Source organism: Mesorhizobium sp. M1050 (assembly GCF_040318715.1).
Lineage (GTDB): Bacteria > Pseudomonadota > Alphaproteobacteria > Rhizobiales > Rhizobiaceae > Mesorhizobium.
Genome location: NZ_JAMYMV010000026.1, coordinates 53175 through 77763, shown reverse-complemented (window position 1 = coordinate 77763; position 24589 = coordinate 53175). Strand labels below are relative to the sequence as shown.

Genomic DNA, 24589 nt, shown 5'->3' with positions numbered 1-24589 from the left:
CCCCCCCCCCCCCCCCCCCCCCCCCCCCCCCCCCCCCCCCCCCCCCCCCCCGCCCCCCCCCCCCCCCGCCCCCCCCCCCCCCCCCCCACCCCCCCCGCGCCCCCCCCCCCCCCCGCCCCCCCCCCCCTCCCCGGGGCCGCCCCCCCCCACTTTGGGGCGGGGCGGCCGACACCCCCCTCTTCGCGGGGTTGACCCCCCGGCTGCCCGACGTCGCTCCAGGGAGCCGATCCTCAGCCAATGACCTATGCCGTGTCCGAAATACGATCCGTCGGCAAGCCGCATCGCAAGCGGCTATCGCACGTCGCAATCGAGCCATGGCTGTATCTCAGCCCGGCGATCATCCTGCTGGTCGTGGTGCTTCTGGTGCCGCTGGTCATCGGCATCAGCTACTCCTTCCGCAAATTCTCGGCGTTCAAGTCCGAATATGTCGGGCTCGGGCAGTACCAGGCGATGCTGTCGGATCAGGTGCTGGGGCAGGCGCTGGTCAACACGCTGTGGTGGACCGTCGCCAGCCTGCTTTTCCAGTTCTTCCTCGGCCTCGGCCTGGCGCTGCTGCTCGACAAACCGTTTCGCGGCCGCAAACTGGTGCAGGCGCTGGTGTTCCTGCCCTGGGCGGTGCCATCCTTCCTGTCGGGCCTGACCTGGGCCTGGTTGTTCAACCCGATCATCGGCCCGTTGCCGCATTGGCTGTTTGCGCTGGGACTGAAGGCCGAGCCGACAAATGTGCTGTCCGATCCTTCAACTGCCATGTGGGGGCCGATCGTCGCCAATGTCTGGTTCGGTATTCCGTTCTTCGCCATCACGCTGCTGGCGGCCTTGAAATCCATTCCATCGGAACTGCATGAGGCGGCGGCGATCGACGGCGCCTCGCCCTGGCAGCGCTTCACCAAGGTGACGCTGCCGTTCCTGGCGCCGACCATCGCCATCACCGTGATGTTGCGCACCATCTGGATCGCCACCTTCGCCGACCTGATCTTCGTCATGACCGAGGGTGGACCGGCCGGCTCGACCAACACGGTTCCGGTCTACATCTACGTCAGCGCCTTCAAGTCGCTGGACAAGGGCTATGCCTCGGCGGTGGCCGTGCTGCTGCTGGTCCTGCTCATTGCCTATGCGATTGCCCTGATCGGCATTCGTCGCACGCTGGTGAGGCACGTCTGATGATCGCAGGGCGTTCAACCTCGCAGCGCTTCTTCGGCGGCATCGGCCTCTACGCGGCGATCGCGGCATACGTGCTCTTTGCCCTGTTTCCGATCTATTGGACGCTGAAGATCTCGGTCACGCCGGAGCGGCTTCTGTATTCCGAAGGCATCACCTTCTGGCCGTCGCACATGACGCTGCAGAACTTCGTCACCGTGCTCGAGGCCACCGATTTTCCGCGGTATTTCCTCAACAGCGTCATCGTCTCGGTGTCGACGGCGGCACTGGTGACAATCATTGCGTCGCTCGCCGGCTATGCCATGTCGCGCTTCACCTTTCGTGGCAAGGCAGCCCTTGCGCTGATGTTGCTTTTGACCCAGACTTTTCCGCTGGTGATGGTCATTCCGCCGATCTACCGCGTGATGGGTCAGATCGGCCTGATCAACAGCCTGACCGGGCTGATCATCATCTACACCGCCTTCAATACAGCGTTTGCCACGTTCCTGATGCAGTCCTTCTTCGACGGCATTCCGAAGGACCTGGAAGAGGCGGCGATGATCGACGGCTGCACCCGGGCGCAAGCGATGCGCAAGGTAATCGTGCCGCTGACGTTGCCCGGCATGGGCGCGACGCTGGGCTTCGTCTTCACGGCCGCGTGGAGCGAGCTTCTGTTCGCGCTGATGCTGATTTCCAGCGACGACCAGAAGACCTTCGCGGTCGGCCTGCTTACCTTCATCGGCAAGTTCGCCGTCGACTGGGGACAGATGATGGCAGCATCCATCCTGGCACTGATCCCGGTCTGCATCTTCTTCGCCTTCCTGCAACGCTATCTCGTCACCGGCCTGACCGCCGGCGCCGTCAAAGGATAGACCGATGGCTTCTGTCACGCTCGAAAAGGTCCGCAAGGATTATGGCGCCGTCCGTGTCCTGCACGCGGTCGACCTTGAAATCGCCGATGGCGAATTCGTCGTCCTGGTCGGCCCGTCAGGCTGCGGCAAGTCCACGCTTTTGCGCATGATCGCCGGGCTGGAGGAGGCTTCCGGCGGCGAGATCCGCATCGGCGAGCGACTGGTCAACGACGTAGCACCCAAGGACCGCGACATCGCCATGGTGTTCCAGTCCTATGCGCTCTATCCGCATATGGACGTGTCGAAGAACATGGGCTTCAGCCTGCTGTTGAAGAAGGCGGAGAAGACGACGATCGACGCCCGGGTGGACGGCGCGGCCAAGCGGCTCGGGCTCGACACGTTCCTGCAACGCCTGCCGCGGCAATTGTCCGGCGGCCAGCGCCAGCGCGTCGCCATGGGCCGGGCCATCGTGCGCGATCCCAAGGTCTTCCTGTTCGACGAGCCGCTGTCGAACCTCGACGCCAAGCTGCGCGTCCATATGCGCGCCGAGATCAAGGCGCTGCACCAGCAACTGAAAACCACCTCCGTCTACGTCACCCACGATCAGATCGAGGCGATGACCATGGCGGACCGCATCGTCGTCATGCATGACGGGCTGATCCAGCAGGTCGGCGCGCCGCTCGATCTCTACGATCGGCCGGCCAACATGTTCGTCGCCGGTTTCATCGGTTCACCCGGCATGAATTTCCTGCCGGCGACGGTTCGCAAGGGCGGTGCCTCGGAGGCCGTGCTGGCCGATGGCCAGGCGCTGCTGTTGCCAGAAGGCCTTCCGCTGAAGGGCGGCGACGCCATCACAGTCGGTCTGCGGCCCGAGCATATCCGGCTGGCAGACGACGGCGCATTGAAGGGCGAGGTGGTGGTGGTGGAGCCGCTCGGGCTTTCGACGCAGTTCTACGTCAAGCTGGCCAGCCAGCAGCTTTGCGTCTTTGCCATGGGCCGAGCCGGGGTAAAGCCCGGCGACGTGGTACGGTTGGCAGCCGATCCGGCGTCGCTGCATCTGTTCGATCCCAAAAGCGGTGATCGCATCGGCTGATAGAACTCAGCTGGTGAGGGGATTTGGGACGCGATCGACACCGTTGCACAGCGATCTGTACAGCGCGCTGAACAACCTGAATGACGGGCCTATGGATTACGAACGGCCGCAGCAGGCACCGTTCCCGGGTGGGAAATACAAGGGATGACTACATCTCCATTAACTAAAGTAACGGAACGTCCAACAGACATTTGCGGAACCTAACGAGACCCCTCAGACCTTTGCGTGTAGAGAACAAGACTTTAGTCCTGCCGCCTTCTAAAAGAACGGGAGCCATTTCGCCACGCGTTGGGCCGCCATGCGAGAGGCAAATACCGCCGGCTGCATCTGCAAATATGAGCGAGTCGGCGGTGCATGATTATGGTGCGATCGCGTGAGGCTGCCGTGGCTCTATCCGCGAGGGCTTCTTTTGGGCAGCGGCGAGCTGTCCAAGGGGTTCTCAGCCGACTTGGCTGATCGCCGTTCCTTTAGCCATAGGGACTTCTTTCTTGCTGCCAGAATATCGTCCCGAACGCTATCTTCGGCGGTCACTCCCCTGTGCATCGCGGCAATCGCATAGTCGGCTCTGTTGGTTCGATAGTCGCCTTTCTGAATGGACATGGTTCTCTCCCATTTCGAGGCATCCCCCCTTTAGCCTGACGCTGAACTAACTGCCTATCCGTCGTGGGAGTCTACCAATTGGCGATTGTGTTAAAATGATACACTTCACAGACTTGGTGAAGGCGTGAGGGCGTGAAGTGCGCGAGGTGCGCGGCCTCCGCACGTTACAAACGAAAACGCCGCCCATTGGGCGGCGTTTCGACATTGCAGAGGGAAGCCCAGATTACTTGATCTTGGTTTCCTTGAATTCGACGTGCTTCTTGGCGACCGGATCGTACTTGCGGAACGACAGCTTGTCCGTCTTGGTGCGGCTGTTCTTGCTGGTCACGTAGAAGAAACCGGTGTCGGCGGTCGACAGAAGCTTGATCTTGATGTTTGCGGCTTTGGCCATGATATCAGTCCGTTTGTTCGTGGGGTTTTGGCCGCTGGAGCACGGGGAAACACCCGGACGCGGGAAACTTGGCGCGACACATAAAGAACGCGCCTGGAAAGTCAAGCCCGGTATGCCTCGTGCGACCCGCCCGAGCCTGCCGGTGACTGGAAATCAGCGGTTTCTGTCGCCGATGCCGCAACCTTCTTCCAGTCTCCGGTCGTGTTCCACCAGCGATTCGGATTGGCGCGGTCATCCAGCCCCTTGGAACGGCTGGCCAGGATCGGCTGAATGCGGATCACCGGTTCCTGGTAGGAATGGGCCTGGAAAATCGCCTCGGCGACGCCGGCGGCCAATGCCTGGTCGTCGGGCAATTCGAAGGAAACCTCGACAGTGCCGGGGCGCCGCCGCAATTCGGTTTCGGCCCCGGCGGCCGCACCGTCGAGCGGCCTGTAGCGCTCGATGCCATGCGCCGACTGATAGGCATTACGGTCATATTTGCCCATGGCCAGCGGCGCGATCGCGACCACCGCGTCCATGATGCGGTCGACATCGGCGGCCGGGGCCTGGAAGGTCACAAGCAGAAGCAGTGTCATTCGTAGTGATGTGGTTTCAAAGCCGCTGTCGATCATGGAAGTGTCCTCAAGTGTTTTGGGACACCCTTTTAGCCCTGTGCTCCTGACACGGTTCTGTCAGCAGCCTCTCACCGCGCCATGCCAATGCGGGCTGGCAGCAATCGCGCTACAGCAGGATCTTGCGGACCAGCCTGAAGGCGACCAGGGCAATATAGGCGGCGAAGAACAGGCCGAGCGACCAGCCGAAGCCGGTTGGACCGAATGCATCCATGCCGATGCCGATCGCCTGCGGACCGAGAACCATGCCGACGCCGTAGCAGAGCACGAAGGCGGCGTTGGCCGACGCCAGTTCATGGCCCGAAAGCTGCGAGCCGAGATGGGCAAGGCCGATCGTGTACATGGCAGCGACGACGCCGCCCCAGACGAACAGAAGTGCCGCCATTAGGTGCCAGTTCTGCGCGAAGAAGGGCATGAAGGCCGTGCCGGCGAGGCCAACCATGGCGCAGGCAATGAGCAAATAGCGGCGGTCGCTGACGCGGTCGCTGATCATGCCGATGGGGATCTGCAGCAGCACGTTGCCAAGGCCTATCATGGTCAGGAGAAGGGCTGCGTCGGCCTCGGAATAGCCGATGCGGCTGCCGTAGATCGGGAACAGCGCAAAGCCGCCGGTTTCGACCGCGCCGAACACCAGCACGGCTGCGGTCGCCGACGGCACCAGCCAGATGTAGCGCAGGAAATTGCTGGTCTCGCCGTCGGAGACGATGGTCGGGCTCTCGTTGCGCGCCGCAAGCACCGGTATGGCCGCCAGCGTCACCAGACAGATGATGACGCCGAACGGTCTGAAGCCGGAACTGCCAAGATGGGCGAACAGCCACGGTCCGGCGGCAAAGCCGAGCGACAGAACCGTGGCGTAGATGCCGAGGACAAGCCCTCGCCGGTGCGGCGGCGCCGAGGTGCTGATCCAGAATTCAGACAGGATGAACAGCACCGTCAGCGCGATGTGCAACACGATGCGCAATGGGAACCACATCCAGAAATCCGGCGCGAAATGGAAGCCGACAAAGGCCAGCGCGCCGGTGGCGATCATGGCAATCATGGTCCACGCGACGCCGAAGCGCATCGCAAGCGGTGTGGCCAGCGGTGCACCGGCGATCGAGGCGAGGCCGGCGACGGCCGTGTTGAGGCCGATCATCGAGGCTGAATGGCCGCGTGTTTCGAGGATGACGCTGAGCAGCGGCATGCCGAGCCCGATGGCAATACCGACGACGCTGATCGACGAGATCGCCGCCACCATCGGCAGCCAGTGTACGCGTTCGTCGCCCTGTTGTTGGGTATCGACCGTCATGGGTGCTGATTACTCTGTCTTTTTGATCTTACGCAATTCCGGACGGAAAACCGCGTCACACTTTTCCTGGAATTGCTCTAGAGAAGTTCGCGGGTGAAGCGGTTGCGGACAAGCCGGTAGAAGGGTACGGGGCCGGCCGGACGCAGCAGCGGATCATGGGCGAGGCGCCTTTGCAGCTCGTCCAGGATCATTCGGGTGATGTCGGGTATGTCGGCTTCCCGGGCCTTGGCAAGCGGCAGCCAGACCAGCTCTTCGAGTTCGTTGGTCGGGCCGCCACCCGGCAGTTCGACCGCGACATCGTCGCGCCAGGCGCTGAAGAAGCGGGTGTCGAAGCGGCGCACCCGGTTGGGCGGCGTGATGGCGCGCGCGATGAAACGCAGCATGTCCAGGGAAGGCTGCACGCCGTGTTCGGCAAAGCCTTGCCAATCGGGCCGGGCGGTGGCGAAAGCGCCTTTGCGGCCGATCAGCAATCCGGCTTCCTCATAAGTCTCGCGGATGGCCGACAAGGCGATGGCGCGAGCTCGTGCGGCGCTTGTGCGGCCGGGCCCGGCGATCAGCCTGGCTTCCTGCTCCGGGTGCAATGCGGCAGCGACAGGGATGCGGCTGTCGGCCGGATCGGTGCGGCCGCCGGGAAAGACGAACTTGCCTGGCATGAAGGCGTGGCCGGCATGGCGGCGACCCATCAGGACCAGCACGTCATCGCCCTTGCGGTCGAGCAGGATCAGCGTCGCGGCATCACAGGGGCGAATTGGCTGGTCGCTTTGGGCGATCATGCTCCGCTCGATCTTGTCGACTTCCGCCTTGGTCATACCGTCCATGCGCACGAACTAACGGAAACTTCTGGCAAGCGAAAGTGGCCTTTCACGGTCGGGATGTTGCGCCAAGCCGTATTCTTGGTTGCGATTCAGGCTCCGGGATGCGGCTCGATCACATCGTTTTCGCCGCCGAAGCCATGCATATAGAAGGCCCATTGCAGTCCGATGACGGCACCCTTGACCGGCTGCAGCAGCGCGACCGACAAAAGTATGGTCAGCGGCACCCAGATGGCGATGTGCTGCCACGTGGACAGGGTGGACGTTGCCTCCACGCCCATGAAGGCGCCGAGCACGATGTGGCCGACAATGACGATGACGAGATAGGCAGGCAGGTCGTCGGCGCGGTGGTGATGCAGTTCCTCGCCGCAGACACTGCATGTATCGACGGTCTTGGTGAACGCGCCAAACAGCTTGCCATCGCCGCAGTGCGGGCAGCGGCCGAGAAGGCCGCGCTTCATCGCCGTCCATAGCGGGCGGGCAGCCCGGCCCGAGTGATGTTCTCCGCCGAAAACCTGTTCTTCCGTGGCTGTTGTCATCAACGTCTCCTGCCGCGCGAACCCGGTCGCGATTGCGACGCGCGGGCGCGGCCCTTGGCCTTGTGAAACGACCGCTTGGAGCCCGGCAAAGGCTTCGGATCGGTCAACATCTCGAAGCGCATCGCGCCGGCCATCGGCGCCACCTCGACGAGCCGGACCTCGACACGGTCCGCGAGCTGGTAGCCTTTGCCCGAGCGTTCTCCGAACAGGGAACGGGCTGTCTCGTCGTATATGTAGTAATCGCCGTTCAAAGTTGACACCGGGATGAAACCATCCGCGCCGTACTGCGGCAATTGGACAAATAGTCCTGATTTGGTGACGCCGGAGATGCGGGCGTCGAAACGGTCGTCGATGCGCTCGGCGAGATAAGCGGCGACAAGACGGTCGACCGTATCCCGCTCTGCTGCCATTGCGCGGCGTTCCGTGCCTGAGATCAGTACCGCGACGTCTTCGAGCCGTGCCGCTTCGTCCTGCGTCAACCCGCCCGGACCAAGGCCGAGTGCGGCAATAAGTCCGCGATGCACGATCAGATCGGCGTAGCGCCGGATCGGCGAGGTGAAGTGAGCGTAGCGCCTGAGGTTCAGACCGAAATGGCCGATGTTCTTGGGCGAGTATTCGGCCTGGCTCTGCGAGCGCAGCACCACTTCGTTGACAAGGCCTTCATTGTCGGCGCCGCGCACGCGCTCGAGGATGCCGTTGAACTGGCTGGGCTGCATCTGCGCGCCGCGGGCCAGCGACAGGCCAAGTGTTTGCAGGAACTCGCGCAGCGACTCCTGTTTGGCGAGGGATGGCGCGTCATGGATGCGGTAGACCAGCTCCTGCTTCTTCGCCTCCAGCGTCTCGGCTGCCGCGACATTGGCCTGGATCATGAATTCTTCGATAAGCTTGTGGGCATCGAGCCGATCCGGCACGATGACGCGATCGACGGTGCCGTCCGGCTTGAGCAGGATCTTGCGTTCCGGCAGATCGAGCTCGAGCGGCTGGCGGCCCTCGCGGCCGCGCTTGAGGATCGCATAAGCGTCCCACAGCGGCTTCAGCACCGTATCGAGGATCGGACCGGTCTTCTCGTCCGGCGCGCCGTCGATCGCCGCCTGAGCCTGGCTGTAGGCGAGCTTTGCTGCCGACTTCATCATGACGCGGTGGAAGGAGTGCCTGAGTTTGCGGCCCTGCGCCGAAAACACCATGCGCACCGCCAGCGCCGGACGGTCCTGCCCCTCGCGCAGCGAGCAGAGATCGTTGGAGATGCGCTCGGGCAGCATCGGCACGACGCGATCCGGGAAATAGACCGAATTGCCGCGTTTCAGCGCCTCGCGGTCGAGCGCCGTTCCACAGCGCACATAAGCCGCGACATCGGCGATCGCCACGGTGGCGACCACGCCGCCGGGGTTCTTCTCGTCGAGATCCGGCGTGGCGAAGACGGCGTCGTCATGATCCTTGGCGTCGGCCGGATCTATGGTGACCAGCGGCAGGTCGCGCCAGTCCTCGCGGTGAGCGAGGGTCGCCGGCTTGACGGCTTCGGATTCGGCGATGACGTCGGCCGGAAAAATATGCGGAATGTCGTGTGCGTGGATGGCGATCATCGAGACCGCCTTTTCGCTGGTCAGCGAGCCCAGCACGTTGAGCACCTTGGCTCTCGGCAGCCCATAGCGGGAGGCCCGCGCAGGCTCGACCTCGACCAGGTCGCCGCTTTTGGCGCCGTTCTGGAATTCCTTGTCGACGATCAGTTCGGGCTGGCGCCGTTCGACCGGTTCGATGCGGAAGGTGCCGTCCTGCAGGATGCGAAAGACACCGAGCACGGCATCGGTGCGCTTTTCGAAGATCTTCACCACCCGTCCGGTGTATGCCGGACCTCCCAGGGCGACATTCGTCTCGTTGGCGGGGAAAGTCTTGGCCAGCACGCGATCGCCAATGCCGGGGGCCGGTCCCCCGCCACTGCGCGACAGGCGGATGGAAACGATGGGTGGCGGTCCATTGGCTGTGTGTTCGGTAGGACGCGCCAACAGCACGCCATCTGCATCACGATCAAAAATATCCAGGACCGTGACGTGGGGCAGGGCACCGACGCGGGCCAACTTTTTGCGCTCCTTGGTCAGGAAACCTTCGTCCTGCAGGTCGCGCAGCAGATCCTTCAGCCAGATGCGGTCGTCGCCGCGCAGCGCGAACGCCTTGGCGATGTCGCGTTTTCCGGCGCGATCGGGATTTTCGGCGATGTAGCGCAGGATTTCGTCACGCGAGGGCCGATAGTCGTCCTTGACCTTGGCCCTCGTGTCGGCGGTGCGCGGATCGCCGTGGGTTCTACCGGTGATCTTGCGCGCCACGCCGTCCTACCCTTTTTTCTTCGCTGCCGGCTTCTTCGCAGCCGGCTTTTGAGCCGTTGTTTTCTTGGCTGCCGTTTTCTTGGCTGCCGTTTTCTTGGTTGCCGGGGCCTTGGCCGCGGCCGCCTTGCGGAACGGCTTCTTGCCGCCGTCGCCCTTGGCTTCCTTCTCGGCAATCAGCGCCAGCGCGTCCTCGATGGTCACCGACTGCGGATCCCTGCCCTTGGGCAAGGTGGCGTTGATCTTGCCGAAATTCACGTAAGGCCCGTATTTGCCGTCGCGCACGACGATCTTGCCGCCGCCGTCGGGGTGTTCGCCAAGCTCCTTGAGTGCCGCGGCGGTGCCGCCATTGCGGCCGCCCTTGCCCTTCAACTGCTTCTCGGCGATCACCGACACGGCGCGGTTCAGCCCGATCGAGAACACGTCCTCGATGCTGTCGAGATTGGCGTAGGTGCCGTCATGCAGGACGAACGGGCCGTAGCGGCCGAGCCCGGCCGAGATCATCTTGGCCGTTTCCGGATGCTGGCCGACGTCGCGCGGCAGCGACAGCAACGCCAGCGCCTTCTCGTGGTCGATCGATTCTGCCGTCCAGCCCTTGGGCAGGCTGGAGCGCTTGGCTTCCTTGCCGTCGCCGCGCTGCAGATAGGGGCCGAAGCGGCCGCTCCGCAACGTGATTTCCTCTGACGTATACGGGTCCTTGCCAATGACTTTGGTGCCGTCTTCGCCGCCGCCATTCTCGCCATTGGGATTGGCAGCGTCGCCGAGCTGGCGGGTGAAGGAGCATTCGGGATAGTTCGAGCAACCGACGAACGCACCGAACTTGCCGAGCTTCAGCGACAGATTGCCGGTGCCGCATTTCGGGCAGATGCGTGGGTTCGAACCGTCTTCGCGCGCGGGAAACACCAGCGGCGCCAGTTCCTCGTTGAGCGCATCCAGCACGTCGGTGACGCGCAACTCCTTGATATCGGTGACGGCGCCCGAAAAATCCTTCCAGAAATCGCGCAGCACATCCTTCCATGCGAGCTTGCCGTCGGAAATCTCGTCGAGCTTTTCCTCGAGGGACGCGGTGAAGTCGTACTCGACATAGCGCTTGAAGAAGCTTTCGAGGAAAGCCGACAGCAGCCGGCCCTTGGCCTGCGGCACCAGCCGGCGCTTGTCGAGGGTGACGTAGTCGCGGTCTTCGAGCGTCTTCAGGATCGCCGTGTAGGTCGACGGGCGACCGATGCCGAGCTCTTCCAGCTTCTTGATCAGCGAAGCCTCGGAATAACGCGGCGGCGGTTCGGTGGTGTGCTGGGTGGCGTTGATCGCCTGGCGGGCAAGCTGCTCGCCGGCGCGGATCTCGGGCAGGCGACGGTTTTCCTCGTCTTCCGCGTCCTCTTCCTTCTGGTCGGTGTAGGCGGCAATGAAGCCGTCGAAGCGAACGACCGAGCCGACGGCGCGAAGTTCGGCTGTGCGCGCACCGTTGACCGCCTCGATCTCGGCGGTGGTGCGCTCGATTTCGGCCGGCTGCATCTGGCTGGCGATGGCACGCTTCCAGATCAACTCATAGAGGCGCATCTGGTCGGAATCGAGATATTGCCTGACCGATGCCGGAGTGCGCATGAAATCCGTCGGGCGGATCGCTTCGTGCGCTTCCTGGGCATTCTTGGCCTTGGTCGTGTAAAAGCGTGGCTTTTCCGGCAGGTATTTCGGACCGAATTCCTTGGCGATGGCGTCGCGTGCGGCGTCGATCGCCTCGGGTGCCATCTGGACGCCGTCGGTTCGCATATAGGTGATCAGGCCGGTGGTCTCGCCGCCGATCTCCATGCCTTCATAGAGCCTCTGCGCCACCTGCATGGTGCGGCTGGCCGAGAAGCCAAGGCCCGATGAGGCGGCCTGCTGCAGCGTCGAGGTGGTGAAGGGCGGGCCGGGATTGCGCTTGGTCGGCTTGGCTTCGACCGACACGGCCTTGAAGGTCGCGCCTTCGAGCATCGTCTTGATGTCGTCGGCCTGCGCCTTGTTGGAAATGTCGAGCTTTTGCAGCCTCTTGCGATCGAAGGCGGTCAGCCGCGCTTCGAAATTCTCGTCGCGCGGCGTGCCGAGCAGAGCGGCGATCTGCCAGTATTCCTCGCGGATGAAGCGCTCGATCTCGGATTCGCGGTCGCAGACCAGGCGCAGTGCAACCGACTGGACGCGTCCGGCCGAGCGGGCGCCCGGCAGCTTGCGCCACAGCACCGGCGACAGCGTGAAGCCGACGAGATAATCCAGCGCCCGACGGGCGAGATAGGCATCGACCAGCGGCGCATCGATCTGGCGCGGATTGGCCATCGCTTCCAGCACCGACGACTTGGTGATGGCGTTGAAGACGACGCGGCTGACCGGCTTGTCCTTAAGCGCGCGCTTCTGCTTCAGCACCTCCAGCACATGCCAGGAGATGGCTTCACCCTCGCGATCCGGGTCAGTTGCGAGGATCAGGCCGTCGGCATCCTTGACCGCCTTGGCGATGTCGGCAAGCCGCTTGCCCGAAGCGGTGTCGACCGCCCAGGACATGGCGAAATCCTCGTCCGGACGCACCGAGCCGTCCTTGGCTGGCAAATCGCGGACATGGCCAAACGAGGCCAGAACCTTGTAGTTCTTGCCGAGGTATTTGTTGATTGTCTTTGCCTTGGCCGGCGATTCGACGACGACGACGTCCATGAGGTCTCATATCAGCTGTGGTGCGGCAGAAGAATTCCGCTGCGCGCGACGAAATCTCGTTCATGTGTCGCTCACATGGCGGCGCTTTTGCATCCGGTCAAGGGGAATCGCCCCAAATTGCGGGGCTCTCCGCAGCGATACACTCTTAGAGTGTATGGAGAAAATCACAGAATTTTGGAAAAGGGAGATGGTGACCCATAGCCATCGGAAAAGGCGCGATGTCATTGAAAACGACCGATCTGCTTTCCACCCGAGTCGCTGAACCGAAACCGGTGGTTTGCTGCAAGGTGGTCGACGCCGGTCGCCGGCGCATGGAGGATCGCCCGGCGACCAGCCTTTGCACCGCCATCAAGCGGCTGGGTGCCGACTACGCTAGTCGGCCTTGACGATATGCCATACCTCGCCGACTCCGTCGCCGCTCACATCGCCGGGCTTCTTGTCCTTGATAAAGGTATAGACCGGCTTGCCGTCATAGGCCCACATCTTGGTGCCGTCAGTGCGGTCGACAACGCTCCATTCGTCGTCCGGCTTTACACCGGCTGTGGCCTTCAGCGGCGGCCAGTTGGTGGCGCATTTGTCGTAGCAGTTGCTCTTGCCCTTCTCGTCCTTGTCATAGGTATAAAGCGTCATGCCGTTGGCGTCGGTGTAGATCTTGGTGCCATTGACCTCGGCTTCCTTCCACGCGTCGGCGGCGAAGGATGCAGCGGTGCTAAGCAACAGCGCTGCCAGCCCAACGGTTATGGATCTCATGGAAATCTCCTTGACTGATATCTGGAGACGCGCGGGAAATCGCGGCCTCATCGTATCAACGCCTGAGTGTCGCCGTTTCTTCCCCGGCAAGTGCGTTCGGCAAGCGATGATCTTGCCAACACAATGGTGATTGGTGGACAAGGCTGCGCGTCGCTATATCAGCCACGGCACTGGAGTTCTTGGAAATGGCATTGGACATCGGCTATGTCAGCGCGGTCGGGGCGGGAGCGATCTCGTTCCTGTCGCCTTGCGTGCTGCCGCTGGTGCCGCCCTATCTCTGCTATATGGCGGGCGTCTCGGTCGACGATTTCCGCGGCAATGCGGGAGTGACGGCGCGCGAAGGCGCACGTGGCGCGCTGCTCTATTCTTCGATCGCCTTCGTGCTCGGTTTTTCCACCGTGTTCGTTGCGCTCGGAGCCGGTGCGTCGACCATCGGCCGGCTGCTGCGGGTCTGGCAGGAGCAACTGGCGATGGGCGCCGGTGTGCTGATCATCCTCATGGGCCTGAACTTCCTCGGCATCCTGCGCATCCCGCTTTTGTCGCGCGAGGCGCGCTTCCAGTCGCAAGGCAAGCCGGCGAGTGTGATCGCCGCCTATGCGATGGGGCTGGCTTTCGCGTTCGGCTGGACGCCATGCATCGGCCCGGTATTGGGGCCGATCCTGACACTGGCCGGCGGCCGCGAGACGGTGGGCGAGGGCGCGCTGTTGCTTGCCGCCTATTCGCTCGGCCTGGGCGTCCCATTCCTGATTGCGGCGCTGTTTTCCGGTGCCTTCATGCGCTTCCTCGGCAAATTCCGCGTCCATCTCGGCCGCGTCGAAAAGGCGATCGGCGCGCTGCTGGTCGTCGCCGGTGTGTTCTTCCTCACCGGCGGCGTGCAGGCCGTGTCGTATTGGCTGCTGGAGAATTTTCCGCTGCTGGGAAGATTGGGGTAGGCACCCGACATTAGATCTGGACCCACGATTGGGAGTCAGCTGCTCCACCATCTCACCGGAATTTAACCGCATTGGTGCAGCATGGCGCCACTGTTAGCATGTCCTGATTCCCAACCCCTTCATATGGTTGTCCTTCCATGAGCCAGAGATCCTGCCTGTCCGTCATCCTCGCCGCCGGCGAAGGCACGCGCATGAAGAGCGCGTTGCCGAAGGTGCTGCATCAGATCGCCGGGCTGCCTATGGTCGCTCATGTGGTGAAGGCGGCGGAGGCCGCCGGTGCCGGCGACCAGGCGCTGGTGATCGGCCACGGGGCGGAGGAAATGCGCAAGGCCGCGGCAAAATTCGCGCCCAAGGCCGAGAGCTTTGTCCAGGAAAAGCGCCTCGGCACCGCACATGCCGTTCTGGCCGCACGCGATGCGATATCAAAGGGTTATGACGATGTCCTCGTGATGTTCGGCGACACGCCGCTGATCGATCCGGGCGCGCTGATCGCGGCGCGGCGTAAGCTGGCGGAAGGCGTTGCCGTCGTCGTCATCGGCTTTCGTACCCCCAATCCAACGGGCTATGGCCGGCTGATCGAAAAGAGTGGCAAACTGGTCGCCATTCGCGAGGAGAAGGATTGCAGCGAGGAAGAACGCGAGATCACTTTCTGCAATGGCGGGCTGATGGCGGTGGCCGGCGCCCAAGCACTGAAGCTGCTCGATGCCGTCGGCAACAAGAATGCCAAGGGCGAGTATTACCTCACCGACATCGTCGAGATCGCCAGCGCGCGAGGCCTCGATGTCGTTGCGACCGAAGCCAGCTTTGAAAATGCACTCGGCATCAACAACCGCTCCGAACTGGCGCAAGCCGAGGGTATCTGGCAGGCGCGCCGCCGCCAGGAGGCAATGCTGTCGGGCGTAACACTGATCGCGCCGGAGACCGTGTATTTCTCGCACGATACCGAGATCGGCGCCGACACGATCGTCGAGCCCAATGTCTGGTTTGGTCCGGGCGTGAAGATCGCCACGGGCGCCAAGATCCATGCTTTCAGCCATATCGAAGGCGCCACCATCGCTTCGAATTGCGATGTCGGGCCGTACGCGCGGCTGCGGCCGGGCGCCGATCTCAGGCAGAAGGCCAAGGTCGGCAATTTCTGCGAGGTCAAGCAGGCAGTTGTCGAGGAGGGCGCCAAGGTCAATCATCTGACCTATATCGGCGATGCGCGGGTTGGCGCGGGCGCCAATATCGGCGCTGGCACCATCACCTGCAACTATGACGGCTATTCGAAGTTTTTCACCGACATCGGCGAGGGCGCCTTTGTCGGCTCGAATTCCTCACTGGTGGCCCCTGTCACCATAGGCATGGGCGCCTACATCGCCTCGGGCAGCGTGATCACCGAAAGCGTGCCCGACGACGCGCTGGCCTTCGGCCGCGCCCGCCAGAAGACGATCCCCGGCAAGGGCAAGGAGCTGCGCGAACGCTTTGCTTCGGCCGCGGCTGCGAAGAAAAAGTAAACCCAGCCCCTGCAAAAACGCGAACGATTGCAGTAACCGGATTGCAAGAGCGGTCTGTCATGGTGCATCGACAGGAAGAAGCGTTCCGTTATACGGGGCGAAATACAATGTGACTTTCGCGGCAGGCCGGCCATCCCTAAATAGCGCTGGTTTTCCATGGGGAATCGGGGGCTGTCTGGATGTGCGGTATCGTTGGAATCGTCGGCCACTCGCAGGTTGCGCCGCTCATCGTCGATGCGCTGAAGCGGCTCGAATATCGCGGCTATGACTCGGCCGGCGTCGCCACCATCGAGCACGGCCAGCTTGGCCGCCGCCGCGCCGAAGGCAAGCTGGTCAACCTCGAGCGCTTGCTGAAAAACGAGCCGCTCGACGGCACGATCGGCATCGGCCACACGCGCTGGGCGACGCATGGCGTGCCCAACGAAACCAATGCGCATCCGCATTTTTCCGACGGCGTCGCCATCGTCCACAACGGCATCATCGAGAATTTCGCCGAGCTGCGCGACGAACTGATCCGCGACGGCTATTCTTTCTCGTCGCAGACGGACACCGAGGTCGTGGCGCATCTGGTGGCGCGCGAACTCGCCAAAGGGCTGAAGCCGGTTGATGCCGCGCACCAGGCGCTGAAGCGACTGGAAGGCGCCTTCGCGCTGGCCATCATGTTCAAGGGCGATGAAGACCTGATCGTCGGCGCCCGCAACGGTCCGCCGCTGGCTGTCGGCCATGGCGATGGCGAGATGTTTTTAGGGTCCGACGCAATCGCGCTCGCCCCGTTCACCAATTCGATCACCTATCTCGAAGATGGCGACTGGGCGGTGGTGCGCAGCGATGGCGTCGCAATCTTCGACATTGACGGCACAAAGGTCGACCGGAAGCGCCAGCAGTCGCTCTCGACCAGTTTCATGGTCGACAAAGGCAATAGGCGCCACTTCATGGAGAAGGAAATCCATGAACAGCCGGAGGTGATCTCGCATACGCTGGCGAATTATCTCGACTTTGTCGGCGGCGTCTCCAAGCCGCTCGATCTGCCGTTCGATTTCGCAGAGATCGACCGGCTGGCGATTTCGGCTTGCGGTACGGCGTATCTCGCCGGCCTGATCGGCAAATACTGGTTCGAGCGCTATGCGCGGCTGCCGGTCGACATCGATGTCGCCTCCGAATTCCGCTACCGCGAAATGCCGCTGTCGAAAAGCGACGCGGCGTTCTTCATCTCGCAGTCGGGCGAGACCGCCGACACGCTGGCCTCGCTGCGCTACTGCCGCAAGGCGGGGATGAAGATCGGCGCCGTCGTCAACGTGCGGGAATCGACCATGGCGCGCGAATCCGACGTCGTGCTGCCGACGCTCGCCGGGCCGGAGATCGGCGTCGCCTCGACCAAGGCGTTCACCTGCCAGCTTTCGGTGCTGGCATCGCTCGCCGTGCGCGCCGGCGTGGCGCGTGGCACGATTTCGAAGGAGCAGGAAAAGACCTTCGTGCGCGAGCTTTCGGAGGCGCCGCGCTTTGCCAACCAGGTGCTGAAGCTCGATCATCAAATCGAGAAGATCGCGCGCGAGCTCGCGCACTACAAGAACGTGCTCTATCTCGGCCGCGACACCAATTTCCCGCTGGCCATGGAAGGCGCACTAAAACTCAAGGAAATCTCCTATATCCATGCCGAAGGCTACGCCGCCGGCGAACTGAAGCATGGCCCGATCGCGCTGATCGACGAGAACATGCCGGTCATCGTCATCGCGCCGCATGACCGCATTTTCGAAAAGACCGTGTCGAACATGCAGGAAGTGGCGGCGCGCGGCGGCAAGATCATCCTGATCACCGACAGCAAGGGTGCGGCGCTGACGAGCGTGAAGACGATGGAGACGATCGTGCTGCCCGACGTGCCGGAAATCATCTCGCCGATCATCTACGCGCTGCCGATCCAGATGCTGGCCTATTTCACCGCCGTATTCATGGGTACCGACGTCGACCAGCCGCGCAATCTGGCGAAATCGGTGACGGTGGAATAGGTTTCACCCGCGTCGCTTCGCTCCTTGCTCGCCCGTGGATGACGAAGGGAAGGATGTTTCGGCCAATCGCGAACGTATGTGGCTCCGTTTGGATGGCTTCGTTGGAAGCGGCGGCATAATCGGCCGTTTAAAAACTTCGCAGTTCCAAAGCGTCTTCCGGTTCATTATGTTGCGGTGCAACCCGCGTCCCCGGTGAACCATGTCCGACGCTCCTAAGACCTCCGGCATGACCCGGCTGAGGAATTATTTCCTCACAGGCTTCGTCGTCTGTGCGCCACTGGCGATCACCGCCTACATCGCCTGGTCGTTTATCGGCTGGGTCGATTCCTGGGTGAAGCCCTATATTCCGTTGCGCTACAGTCCTGATACGTACCTGCCGTTTCCGGTTCCGGGGTTCGGGCTGATCGTGGCGCTGATCCTGATCACGCTGATCGGTTTCCTGACGGCCAACATCGTCGGCCGCGCCATCGTCAATTCCGGCGAACGGCTGCTTGGCCGCATGCCGCTGGTCCGAGGCATCTATGGTTCGCTGAAGCAGATTTTCGAGACGGTGCTGTCCAACAAGGGCGATATGTTCCGCCAGGTCGGGCTGGTCGAATATCCGCGCAAAGGCGTTTGGTCGCTGGTGTTCGTCGCTAGCGAGAAAGAGACCGAGATCAACCAGAAGCTCGATCAGGAAGGCGATCCGCTGATTGCGGTGTTCATGCCTTGCACACCGAACCCGACGACCGGCTTTCTGATGTATGTGCCGAAGTCGGACATCGTGCTGCTCGACATGACGATCGAGGACGGCGCCAAGCTGATCGTCTCGGCCGGGCTGGTGGCGCCCGAGGTCAAGCAAATGGTCGTCGTGAACGGCGAGCCGATCGAGGGAATGCTGGTCAACCCGTCGGTTGCCGCCTTGGCTCAGCCGGCGCGCAGGAGCCGCACGGCCTCGTCGCGTCCGAACAAATAAAGCAGCAGGCGCAGCGCCTCGCCACGCTCGGATTGCAGTTCCGGGTCGCGCGACAGGATCAGCCTGGCATCATCGCGGGCGACCTCCAGAAGGTCGGCATGCGCCTCGATGCGCGCCACCTGGAAACCCGGCGTGCCGGACTGGCGGGTGCCCAGCAATTCGCCTTCGCCGCGCAACTTCAGGTCTTCCTCGGCAATCAGAAACCCGTCTTCGGTCTCGCGCATTACCGACAGCCGGCGTTTCGCGGTCTCGCCGAGCGGGTCCTTGTAGAGCAGCACGCAGGAGGACGGCTTGTCGCCGCGCCCCACACGCCCGCGCAGCTGGTGCAGTTGGGCGAGGCCAAAGCGCTCGGCATGTTCGATGACCATGACGGTGGCGTCCGGCACATCGACGCCGACCTCGATGACCGTCGTGGCGATCAGGATGCGTGTCTCGCCTTGCTTGAAGGCGCGCATCGCCTCGTCCTTCTCGGCGCCCTTCATGCGGCCATGGACGAGGCCGATGCGGTCGCCGAACATCGGCTTCAGCGAGGCAAAACGGTCCTCGGCGGACATCAGCTTGATCTCTTCGGATTCCTCGACCAGCGGACAGATCCAGTAGATCTTCTGGCCGCCGGCGACGGCTTCGACCATGCGGCCGACCAGTTCGTCCAACCTTTCCAGCGGCAGGGTGACGGTGCGGATCGGCTGGCGGCCGGCCGGCTTTTCCGTCAGCTTCGACACATCCATGTCGCCGAAGGCGGTCAGCACCAGCGTGCGCGGGATTGGTGTCGCCGTCATCACCAGCATGTCTGGTGCATCGCCCTTGGCGGTGATGGCAAGGCGCTGGTGGACGCCGAAGCGGTGCTGCTCGTCGATGACGGCGAGGACCAGGTCGTGGAAGGTGACCGTCTCCTGGAACAGCGCGTGGGTACCGACGACGATATCGATCTCGCCGCTGGCCAGGCCTGCCAACGTGTCGGTGCGCTCGCGGCCCTTTTCACGGCCGGTTAGAATGGCGATGCGCAGTCCGACCTTGGCGGCAAGCGGCGCGATCGTCGCCAGGTGCTGGCGCGCCAGGATTTCCGTCGGCGCCATCAAGGCGGCCTGGCCGCCGGCCTCGACGGCACGCGCCATGGCCAGCAGCGCCACAACCGTCTTGCCGGAGCCGACATCGCCCTGCAAAAGCCGCAGCATGCGTTCGGGATCGGCGAGGTCGGCATTGATTTCGGCCAGCGCAAACTCCTGGCTTGATGTCAGCGAGTAGGGCAGTGCGGCGCGTAGTTTCTCGACGATGCTGCCGTCGCCGACCAGGGGACGGCCAGACAGGCGGCGGACTTTTGCCCGCACCAGCGCCAGCGAGACCTGGGCCGCCAGCAACTCGTCATAGGCCAGCCGCCGCCATGCGGCGCCGTCGACAGAGACGTCGATCGGGTCTGCCGGATTGTGGATGCGGGCGAGCGCATCGCCAAAGGCCGAAAAGGTGTGCCGGCGCATGAAGGCGCCGTCCTGCCATTCGGGAAATTCAGGCACGCGCGCAAGCGCCTGGCCGATCGCCCGGCGCAGCACCTTGCCCGAGAGCCCTGCGGTGAGCGGATAGACCGGTTCGACCAGCGGCAGGTTCTCCGCTTCGCTGGCCAGCGCTATATGATCGGGGTGGACCATGGTCGGGCGGCCGTTGAACCATTCCATGCGGCCGGAGACCACCACATGCTCGCCCTCGGGCATCGCCTTTTCGAGATAGGAAGCATGCGCATGAAAGAAGGTCAGCGCGATCTCACCGGTGTCGTCATGGGCATAGACCCGGTAGGGTACCGACCTGTTGCCGCGCGGCGGCGGCTGGTGGCGGTCGATGCGCACGTCGAGCGTTACGATCTGGCCTTCAGCGGATCCTGCGATACCCGGACGGCTGCGGCGGTCGATGACGGTGTGCGGCAGCACGAACAGAAGGTCGGCGGCGCGGGCGGCGCGATCACCGAGATCGGCGGTGACGACTTTCTCGATCAGGGCGCCAACCTTCGGCCCGACGCCGGCAAGCGAAGTGATCGGGACAAACAAGGGGTCGAGGATGGTGGGGCGCATGATGTCAGCTTATGTTGCGACGGCTACAGCGCAAGGCTGACAGCACCTTCTATCCACGCTATATGCGCCGCAGCAAGCGAGGATGCGGCACAATGACCGGAACGACGAGATCAAGCGAGGGGCTGGACGCCCACCGCCGTAAGCTTCTGTTTCGCTCCTGGCATCGCGGCATGCGCGAGATGGACCTGATCCTCGGCACTTTCGCCGACGCTGAGATCGGCGCCTTGACCGACGAGGAAATCGACCAATATGAGAAGCTCCTCGACATTCCCGACACTGAATTCCTGCCCATGGTCACCGGCGAACGCCCGGTCCCGGCAGATATCGATTGTGCCGTCCTGCGAAAGATCCTGGCGTTCCGCCACTCCATGACATTCTGAACACAAGCAATTCCAGGAAAAGTGCGAAGCGGTTTTCCGTCCGGAATTGCGACAAGCAAGACAGTGATTTCATGAGCCTCATTCCCACCATCGGTCTGCCGAAAGGCCGCGCCGGCCAGTTCATCGTCGACGGCGTCGCCGACGGCTACGAAGCCTTCGCGCTGGTGCAGGCGGCACTTGAGATCGCGCCCGACAAGCCGTTGCTGTTCGTGGCGCGCGACGGTCAGCGCCTGCCGGCGATCATCGAGGCGCTGTCCTTCGCGGCGCCGGGTCTGCCGATCCTCGAACTACCGGCCTGGGATTGCCTGCCCTACGACCGCGTGTCGCCTGGTTCGGACGCCGCCGCCAAGCGCCTCGATGCGCTGACCGCCATGATCGCGCTGGCGAAAAAGCCCCACCGCGCCGTCATCCTCACCACCGCCAATGCACTGTTGCAGCGCATTCCGCCGGCTGAACTGGTCGAGGCACAGACTTTCCACGCCAGGCCCGGCAACCAGATCGACATGAACGCACTGGTGTCGCGGTTGGAAACATCCGGCTTCGAGCGGGTGCCGACGGTGCGCGGCATCGGCGAATTCGCGGTGCGCGGCGGCATTCTCGACCTGTTTGCCCCAGGCTGGACGGAGGCGCTCAGGCTCGACTTCTTCGGCGACACGCTGGAATCGATTCGTGTCTTCGATGCGGCCACCCAGCGCACCACCGGCCAACGCAAGTCGATGGCGCTGCAAGCGATGAGCGAAGTGGCGCTGACGCCGGAAACGATCAGCCGCTTCCGCCGCTCCTATATCGAAGCCTTTGGCGCGCCGCAGCGCGACGACGGGCTCTATGCGGCGGTCAGCGAAGGCAGGCGCTTCGCCGGCATGGAGCACTGGCTGCCGTTCTTCTACGAGCGGTTGGAGACGGTGTTCGACTATCTCACCGATACACCTGTCGTCTTCGACCATCTGGCGCATGAGGCGCTGGCCGAACGCCACACGCTGATCCTTGATCACTACGAGGCGCGCAAGAAGCAGGCTGACAGTGCGCTGAAGGATGCCGTGCCCTACAAGCCGGTGCCGCCGGACCTGCTCTATCTCTCGCCGGAAAACCTGATCGCCTCGCTCGGGCCGCGCGAAGCGATCGATTTCACGCCGTTCGATGCGCCCGATGCCGGCGCGAAGAAAGTCTATCACGCCGGTTCGCGGCACGGCCGCAGCTTCGTCGAGGAACGCGCCGACCCCAGCATCAATGTGTTCGACGTCGTCGTCAAACACATCGCCGACGAGCGCGCGACGCGCCGCCGCGTCGTCGTCGCCGGCTGGACCGAAGGTTCACTCGACCGGCTTGGGCAGATCCTTGGCGAGCACCACCTCGGCAACCTCAAGCAGGTCGCGACCCTGGCGGAAGCCGAAAAGCTCGAGCCGGGGCAGGCGGCGCTCGCCGTGCTGCCGCTCGAATCCGGCTTCGAGACCGAAAGACTGGTCGTCGTCGCCGAACAGGATATTCTCGGCGACCGGCTGATCCGGCGCTCGAAGCGCAAGAAGCGTCCCTCGGATTTCATTGCCGAAGCCTCGGCGCTGTCGGCGGGCGACATCGTCGTCCATGCAGACCATGGCATCGGCCGTTTCGTCGGTCTGCGTACCATCGAGGTAGTCGGCGCGCCGCATGATTGCCTGGAAATCCACTATGCCGGCGACGACCGGCTGTTCCTGCCAGTCGAAAACATCGAGCTTTTGTCGCGCTACGGTTCTGACACGACCGAGGCGACGCTGGACAAGCTCGGGGGCGGCGCCTGGCAGTCGCGCAAGGCGCGGCTGAAGAAGCGCCTGCTCGACATGGCCGGGCAATTGATCCGCATCGCCGCCGAACGGCAGATGCGCGCCGCACCGGCGCTGGTGCCGGCCGAAGGCCTCTACGGCGAGTTCTCCGCCCGCTTCCCCTACGAGGAGACCGACGACCAGCAGACGGCGATCGACTCGGTGCGCGACGACCTTGGCGCCGGCAAGCCGATGGACCGGCTGATCTGCGGCGATGTCGGCTTCGGCAAAACCGAGGTAGCGTTGCGGGCCGCCTTCATCGCGGCGATGGAAGGATTTCAGGTGGCGGTGGTGGTGCCGACGACACTGTTGTCGCGCCAGCATTTCAAGACGTTTTCGCAGCGTTTCTCAGGCCTGCCGATCCGCGTTTCCCAAGCCTCGCGTCTGGTCGGTGCCAAGGAACTGGCGGAAACGAAGAAGGGCATTGCCGAGGGCCAGGTCGACATCGTCATCGGCACCCATGCGCTGCTTGGGTCCGCGATCTCGTTCAAGAATCTTGGCCTGCTGATCATCGACGAGGAGCAGCACTTTGGCGTCAAGCACAAGGAACGGCTGAAGGACCTGAAGACCGATGTGCACGTGCTGACGCTGTCGGCGACGCCGATCCCGCGTACGCTGCAACTGGCGCTGACCGGGGTGCGCGAGCTGTCGCTGATCGCCACGCCGCCGGTCGACCGCTTGGCGGTGCGCACCTTCATCTCGCCCTTCGATCCGCTGGTGATCCGTGAGACGCTGCTGCGCGAACGCTATCGCGGCGGGCATTCCTTCTATGTCGTTCCGCGCATCAGCGATCTCTCAGAAATCCATGACTTCCTGAGAGAATCCGTACCCGAACTGAAAGTTGCGGTGGCCCATGGCCAAATGCCACCGGGCGAACTCGACGACATCATGAATGCATTCTACGACGGCCAGTACGACGTGTTGCTGTCGACCACCATCGTCGAATCCGGCCTCGACATCCCAACGGCCAACACGCTGATCATCCATCGAGCCGACATGTTCGGACTGTCGCAACTCTACCAATTGCGCGGCCGCGTCGGGCGTTCGAAGGTGCGCGCCTATGCGCTGTTCACGCTGCCGGCCAACCGCAAGCTGACCGACACCGCCGAGCGCCGGCTGAAGGTGCTGCAATCGCTCGACACGTTGGGCGCCGGCTTCCAGCTGGCCAGCCACGACCTCGACATCAGGGGCGCGGGCAATCTTCTGGGCGAAGAGCAGTCCGGCCACATCAAGGAGGTCGGCTTCGAACTCTACCAGCAGATGCTGGAAGAGGCCGTCGCCGAGGTGAAGGATTCCGGCGAGGTGCAGGATGGCGGCTGGTCGCCGCAGATTGCCGTCGGCACGGCGGTGATGATCCCGGAAGGCTATGTGCCGGACCTGCAGCTCAGGCTGGCGCTTTATCGGCGTCTCGGCGATCTCGAAAACACCGAGGAAATCGATGCTTTCGGCGCCGAACTGATCGACCGCTTCGGCCCGCTGCCCGAGGAGGTCAAGCATCTCTTGAAGATCGTCTTCATCAAGGCGCTCTGCCGCAAGGCCAATGTCGAGAAGCTCGACGCCGGACCGAAGGGCGTCGTCATCCATTTCCGCAAGCGTGAATTCTCCAACCCGGTCGGATTGGTCCGGTTCATCGGCGAGCAGGGGTCGCTGGCCAAGATCCGGCCGGACCACAGCGTCGTGTTCGTGCGCGATTGGCCAACGGCCGAGAAGCGGCTGGCGGGTTCCGCGGTCGTCATGACGCAACTGGCGCGGCTGGTGGAGAAGGCGGCGGCGTAGGGCAGGGATAGGAAACCGCCTCGCCAGACGCGCATTCGCCACGCAGCCAAATCCGGTCTAGAATAGGAAATCGGCTTCGTGTATGGAGCCGCGATCCCTTTATGGGGCGGGTTGGCGGGCGATGGCGC

At 63.3% G+C, this 24589-nt stretch carries 20 protein-coding genes; 10 read left to right on the top strand and 10 right to left on the bottom strand.

Annotated elements, in window-relative coordinates; translation table 11 throughout:
• The first annotated feature begins 237 nt into the window (after positions 1-237).
• The 3 genes from NKH57_RS16415 to NKH57_RS16405 are packed head-to-tail and all read left to right on the top strand — an operon-like array spanning position 238 to position 3081.
• Entirely contained in the window at positions 238-1161 is a 924-nt protein-coding gene (locus tag NKH57_RS16415) for a carbohydrate ABC transporter permease (RefSeq protein WP_352605322.1), read from the top strand.
• Complete coding sequence (locus NKH57_RS16410; RefSeq protein ID WP_352945474.1) at positions 1161-2009, top strand: carbohydrate ABC transporter permease; 849 nt, start codon at positions 1161-1163, stop codon at positions 2007-2009. The genes NKH57_RS16415 and NKH57_RS16410 overlap by 1 nt, the downstream gene beginning before the upstream one ends.
• A gap of 4 nt (positions 2010-2013) precedes the next feature.
• Positions 2014-3081: an ABC transporter ATP-binding protein gene (locus NKH57_RS16405; RefSeq protein ID WP_352605326.1), complete on the top strand. Its 1068-nt coding sequence runs from the start codon at positions 2014-2016 to the stop codon at positions 3079-3081.
• 390 nt (positions 3082-3471) lie between these two features.
• Here the strand turns inward: NKH57_RS16405 and NKH57_RS16400 are convergent, their stop codons facing one another.
• The 8 genes from NKH57_RS16400 to topA all read right to left on the bottom strand — a co-directional run bounded on the left by NKH57_RS16400 (position 3472) and on the right by topA (position 12313).
• Positions 3472-3681, bottom strand: coding sequence for a hypothetical protein (locus NKH57_RS16400; protein WP_084025140.1), 210 nt, complete (start codon positions 3679-3681; stop codon positions 3472-3474).
• Positions 3682-3904: 223 nt separating this feature from the next.
• The gene (gene rpmG / locus NKH57_RS16395; RefSeq protein ID WP_006201775.1) at positions 3905-4072 is read right to left on the bottom strand and encodes a 50S ribosomal protein L33; all 168 of its coding nucleotides are present in this window, start codon (positions 4070-4072) and stop codon (positions 3905-3907) included.
• A gap of 101 nt (positions 4073-4173) precedes the next feature.
• The gene (locus NKH57_RS16390; protein ID WP_352945472.1) at positions 4174-4683 is read right to left on the bottom strand and encodes a YqfO family protein; all 510 of its coding nucleotides are present in this window, start codon (positions 4681-4683) and stop codon (positions 4174-4176) included.
• Positions 4684-4792: 109 nt separating this feature from the next.
• Positions 4793-5971: an MFS transporter gene (locus NKH57_RS16385; protein ID WP_352945470.1), complete on the bottom strand. Its 1179-nt coding sequence runs from the start codon at positions 5969-5971 to the stop codon at positions 4793-4795.
• Positions 5972-6048: 77 nt separating this feature from the next.
• On the bottom strand, positions 6049-6789 hold the full coding sequence (locus tag NKH57_RS16380) for an NUDIX hydrolase (RefSeq protein ID WP_352945468.1): 741 nt from the start codon (positions 6787-6789) through the stop codon (positions 6049-6051).
• 86 nt (positions 6790-6875) lie between these two features.
• Positions 6876-7322 carry a DUF983 domain-containing protein gene (locus tag NKH57_RS16375; RefSeq protein WP_352945466.1) on the bottom strand — a complete coding sequence of 149 codons (447 nt, stop codon included), beginning with the start codon at positions 7320-7322 and terminating at the stop codon, positions 6876-6878.
• Positions 7322-9640 (bottom strand): ribonuclease R, encoded by a 2319-nt coding sequence (rnr, locus tag NKH57_RS16370; RefSeq protein ID WP_352945464.1) that lies wholly within the window; start codon positions 9638-9640, stop codon positions 7322-7324. Before rnr ends, NKH57_RS16375 begins: the two co-directional genes overlap by 1 nt.
• 6 nt (positions 9641-9646) lie before the next feature.
• On the bottom strand, positions 9647-12313 hold the full coding sequence (gene topA, locus NKH57_RS16365; protein ID WP_352945462.1) for a type I DNA topoisomerase: 2667 nt from the start codon (positions 12311-12313) through the stop codon (positions 9647-9649).
• A gap of 218 nt (positions 12314-12531) precedes the next feature.
• On the opposite strand from topA, the gene NKH57_RS16360 reads away from it, so the two are divergent.
• On the top strand, positions 12532-12699 hold the full coding sequence (locus tag NKH57_RS16360; protein WP_352945460.1) for a hypothetical protein: 168 nt from the start codon (positions 12532-12534) through the stop codon (positions 12697-12699).
• Here NKH57_RS16360 and NKH57_RS16355 read toward each other — a convergent pair.
• Complete coding sequence (locus tag NKH57_RS16355; protein WP_352945458.1) at positions 12686-13063, bottom strand: COG4315 family predicted lipoprotein; 378 nt, start codon at positions 13061-13063, stop codon at positions 12686-12688. The two genes, NKH57_RS16360 and NKH57_RS16355, sit on opposite strands and share 14 nt — an antisense overlap.
• A 185-nt stretch (positions 13064-13248) precedes the next feature.
• Here NKH57_RS16355 and NKH57_RS16350 point away from each other — a divergent pair, with 185 nt between their 5' ends.
• The 4 genes from NKH57_RS16350 (at position 13249) to NKH57_RS16335 (ending at position 18449) form a co-directional block, all read left to right on the top strand.
• The gene (locus tag NKH57_RS16350; protein WP_352945456.1) at positions 13249-13995 is read left to right on the top strand and encodes a cytochrome c biogenesis CcdA family protein; all 747 of its coding nucleotides are present in this window, start codon (positions 13249-13251) and stop codon (positions 13993-13995) included.
• Positions 13996-14132: 137 nt separating this feature from the next.
• Positions 14133-15491, top strand: a complete 1359-nt coding sequence (gene glmU, locus NKH57_RS16345) for a bifunctional UDP-N-acetylglucosamine diphosphorylase/glucosamine-1-phosphate N-acetyltransferase GlmU (RefSeq protein WP_352945454.1) — start codon at positions 14133-14135, stop codon at positions 15489-15491.
• A gap of 179 nt (positions 15492-15670) precedes the next feature.
• On the top strand, positions 15671-17494 hold the full coding sequence (gene glmS, locus NKH57_RS16340) for a glutamine--fructose-6-phosphate transaminase (isomerizing) (RefSeq protein ID WP_352726917.1): 1824 nt from the start codon (positions 15671-15673) through the stop codon (positions 17492-17494).
• A 199-nt stretch (positions 17495-17693) separates the two neighbouring features.
• Positions 17694-18449: a DUF502 domain-containing protein gene (locus tag NKH57_RS16335; protein ID WP_352945452.1), complete on the top strand. Its 756-nt coding sequence runs from the start codon at positions 17694-17696 to the stop codon at positions 18447-18449.
• Here NKH57_RS16335 and recG read toward each other — a convergent pair.
• Positions 18401-20509, bottom strand: a complete 2109-nt coding sequence (recG, locus tag NKH57_RS16330; protein ID WP_352945450.1) for an ATP-dependent DNA helicase RecG — start codon at positions 20507-20509, stop codon at positions 18401-18403. The genes NKH57_RS16335 and recG overlap by 49 nt on opposite strands.
• A gap of 92 nt (positions 20510-20601) precedes the next feature.
• On the opposite strand from recG, the gene NKH57_RS16325 reads away from it, so the two are divergent.
• Complete coding sequence (locus NKH57_RS16325) at positions 20602-20889, top strand: succinate dehydrogenase assembly factor 2 (RefSeq protein ID WP_023757492.1); 288 nt, start codon at positions 20602-20604, stop codon at positions 20887-20889.
• 71 nt (positions 20890-20960) lie between these two features.
• Positions 20961-24461 (top strand): transcription-repair coupling factor, encoded by a 3501-nt coding sequence (gene mfd, locus NKH57_RS16320; protein ID WP_352945448.1) that lies wholly within the window; start codon positions 20961-20963, stop codon positions 24459-24461.
• Positions 24462-24589: the final 128 nt, after the last annotated feature.

Bases quoted from the DNA above. Each gene is read 5' to 3' on its own strand.
- NKH57_RS16405 (WP_352605326.1), top strand. From the start codon at position 2,014: ATGGCTTCTGTCACGCTCGAAAAGGTCCGCAAGGATTATGGCGCCGTC.
- NKH57_RS16400 (WP_084025140.1), bottom strand. From the start codon at position 3,681: ATGTCCATTCAGAAAGGCGACTATCGAACCAACAGAGCCGACTATGCG.
- NKH57_RS16410 (WP_352945474.1), top strand. From the start codon at position 1,161: ATGATCGCAGGGCGTTCAACCTCGCAGCGCTTCTTCGGCGGCATCGGC.
- NKH57_RS16390 (WP_352945472.1), bottom strand. From the start codon at position 4,683: ATGATCGACAGCGGCTTTGAAACCACATCACTACGAATGACACTGCTT.
- NKH57_RS16325 (WP_023757492.1), top strand. From the start codon at position 20,602: ATGACCGGAACGACGAGATCAAGCGAGGGGCTGGACGCCCACCGCCGT.
- rpmG (WP_006201775.1), bottom strand. From the start codon at position 4,072: ATGGCCAAAGCCGCAAACATCAAGATCAAGCTTCTGTCGACCGCCGAC.
- NKH57_RS16335 (WP_352945452.1), top strand. From the start codon at position 17,694: ATGTCCGACGCTCCTAAGACCTCCGGCATGACCCGGCTGAGGAATTAT.
- NKH57_RS16380 (WP_352945468.1), bottom strand. From the start codon at position 6,789: ATGGACGGTATGACCAAGGCGGAAGTCGACAAGATCGAGCGGAGCATG.
- glmS (WP_352726917.1), top strand. From the start codon at position 15,671: ATGTGCGGTATCGTTGGAATCGTCGGCCACTCGCAGGTTGCGCCGCTC.
- NKH57_RS16385 (WP_352945470.1), bottom strand. From the start codon at position 5,971: ATGACGGTCGATACCCAACAACAGGGCGACGAACGCGTACACTGGCTG.
- mfd (WP_352945448.1), top strand. From the start codon at position 20,961: ATGAGCCTCATTCCCACCATCGGTCTGCCGAAAGGCCGCGCCGGCCAG.
- NKH57_RS16360 (WP_352945460.1), top strand. From the start codon at position 12,532: ATGTCATTGAAAACGACCGATCTGCTTTCCACCCGAGTCGCTGAACCG.
- recG (WP_352945450.1), bottom strand. From the start codon at position 20,509: ATGCGCCCCACCATCCTCGACCCCTTGTTTGTCCCGATCACTTCGCTT.
- NKH57_RS16350 (WP_352945456.1), top strand. From the start codon at position 13,249: ATGGCATTGGACATCGGCTATGTCAGCGCGGTCGGGGCGGGAGCGATC.
- glmU (WP_352945454.1), top strand. From the start codon at position 14,133: ATGAGCCAGAGATCCTGCCTGTCCGTCATCCTCGCCGCCGGCGAAGGC.
- NKH57_RS16355 (WP_352945458.1), bottom strand. From the start codon at position 13,063: ATGAGATCCATAACCGTTGGGCTGGCAGCGCTGTTGCTTAGCACCGCT.
- NKH57_RS16375 (WP_352945466.1), bottom strand. From the start codon at position 7,322: ATGACAACAGCCACGGAAGAACAGGTTTTCGGCGGAGAACATCACTCG.
- NKH57_RS16415 (WP_352605322.1), top strand. From the start codon at position 238: ATGACCTATGCCGTGTCCGAAATACGATCCGTCGGCAAGCCGCATCGC.
- topA (WP_352945462.1), bottom strand. From the start codon at position 12,313: ATGGACGTCGTCGTCGTCGAATCGCCGGCCAAGGCAAAGACAATCAAC.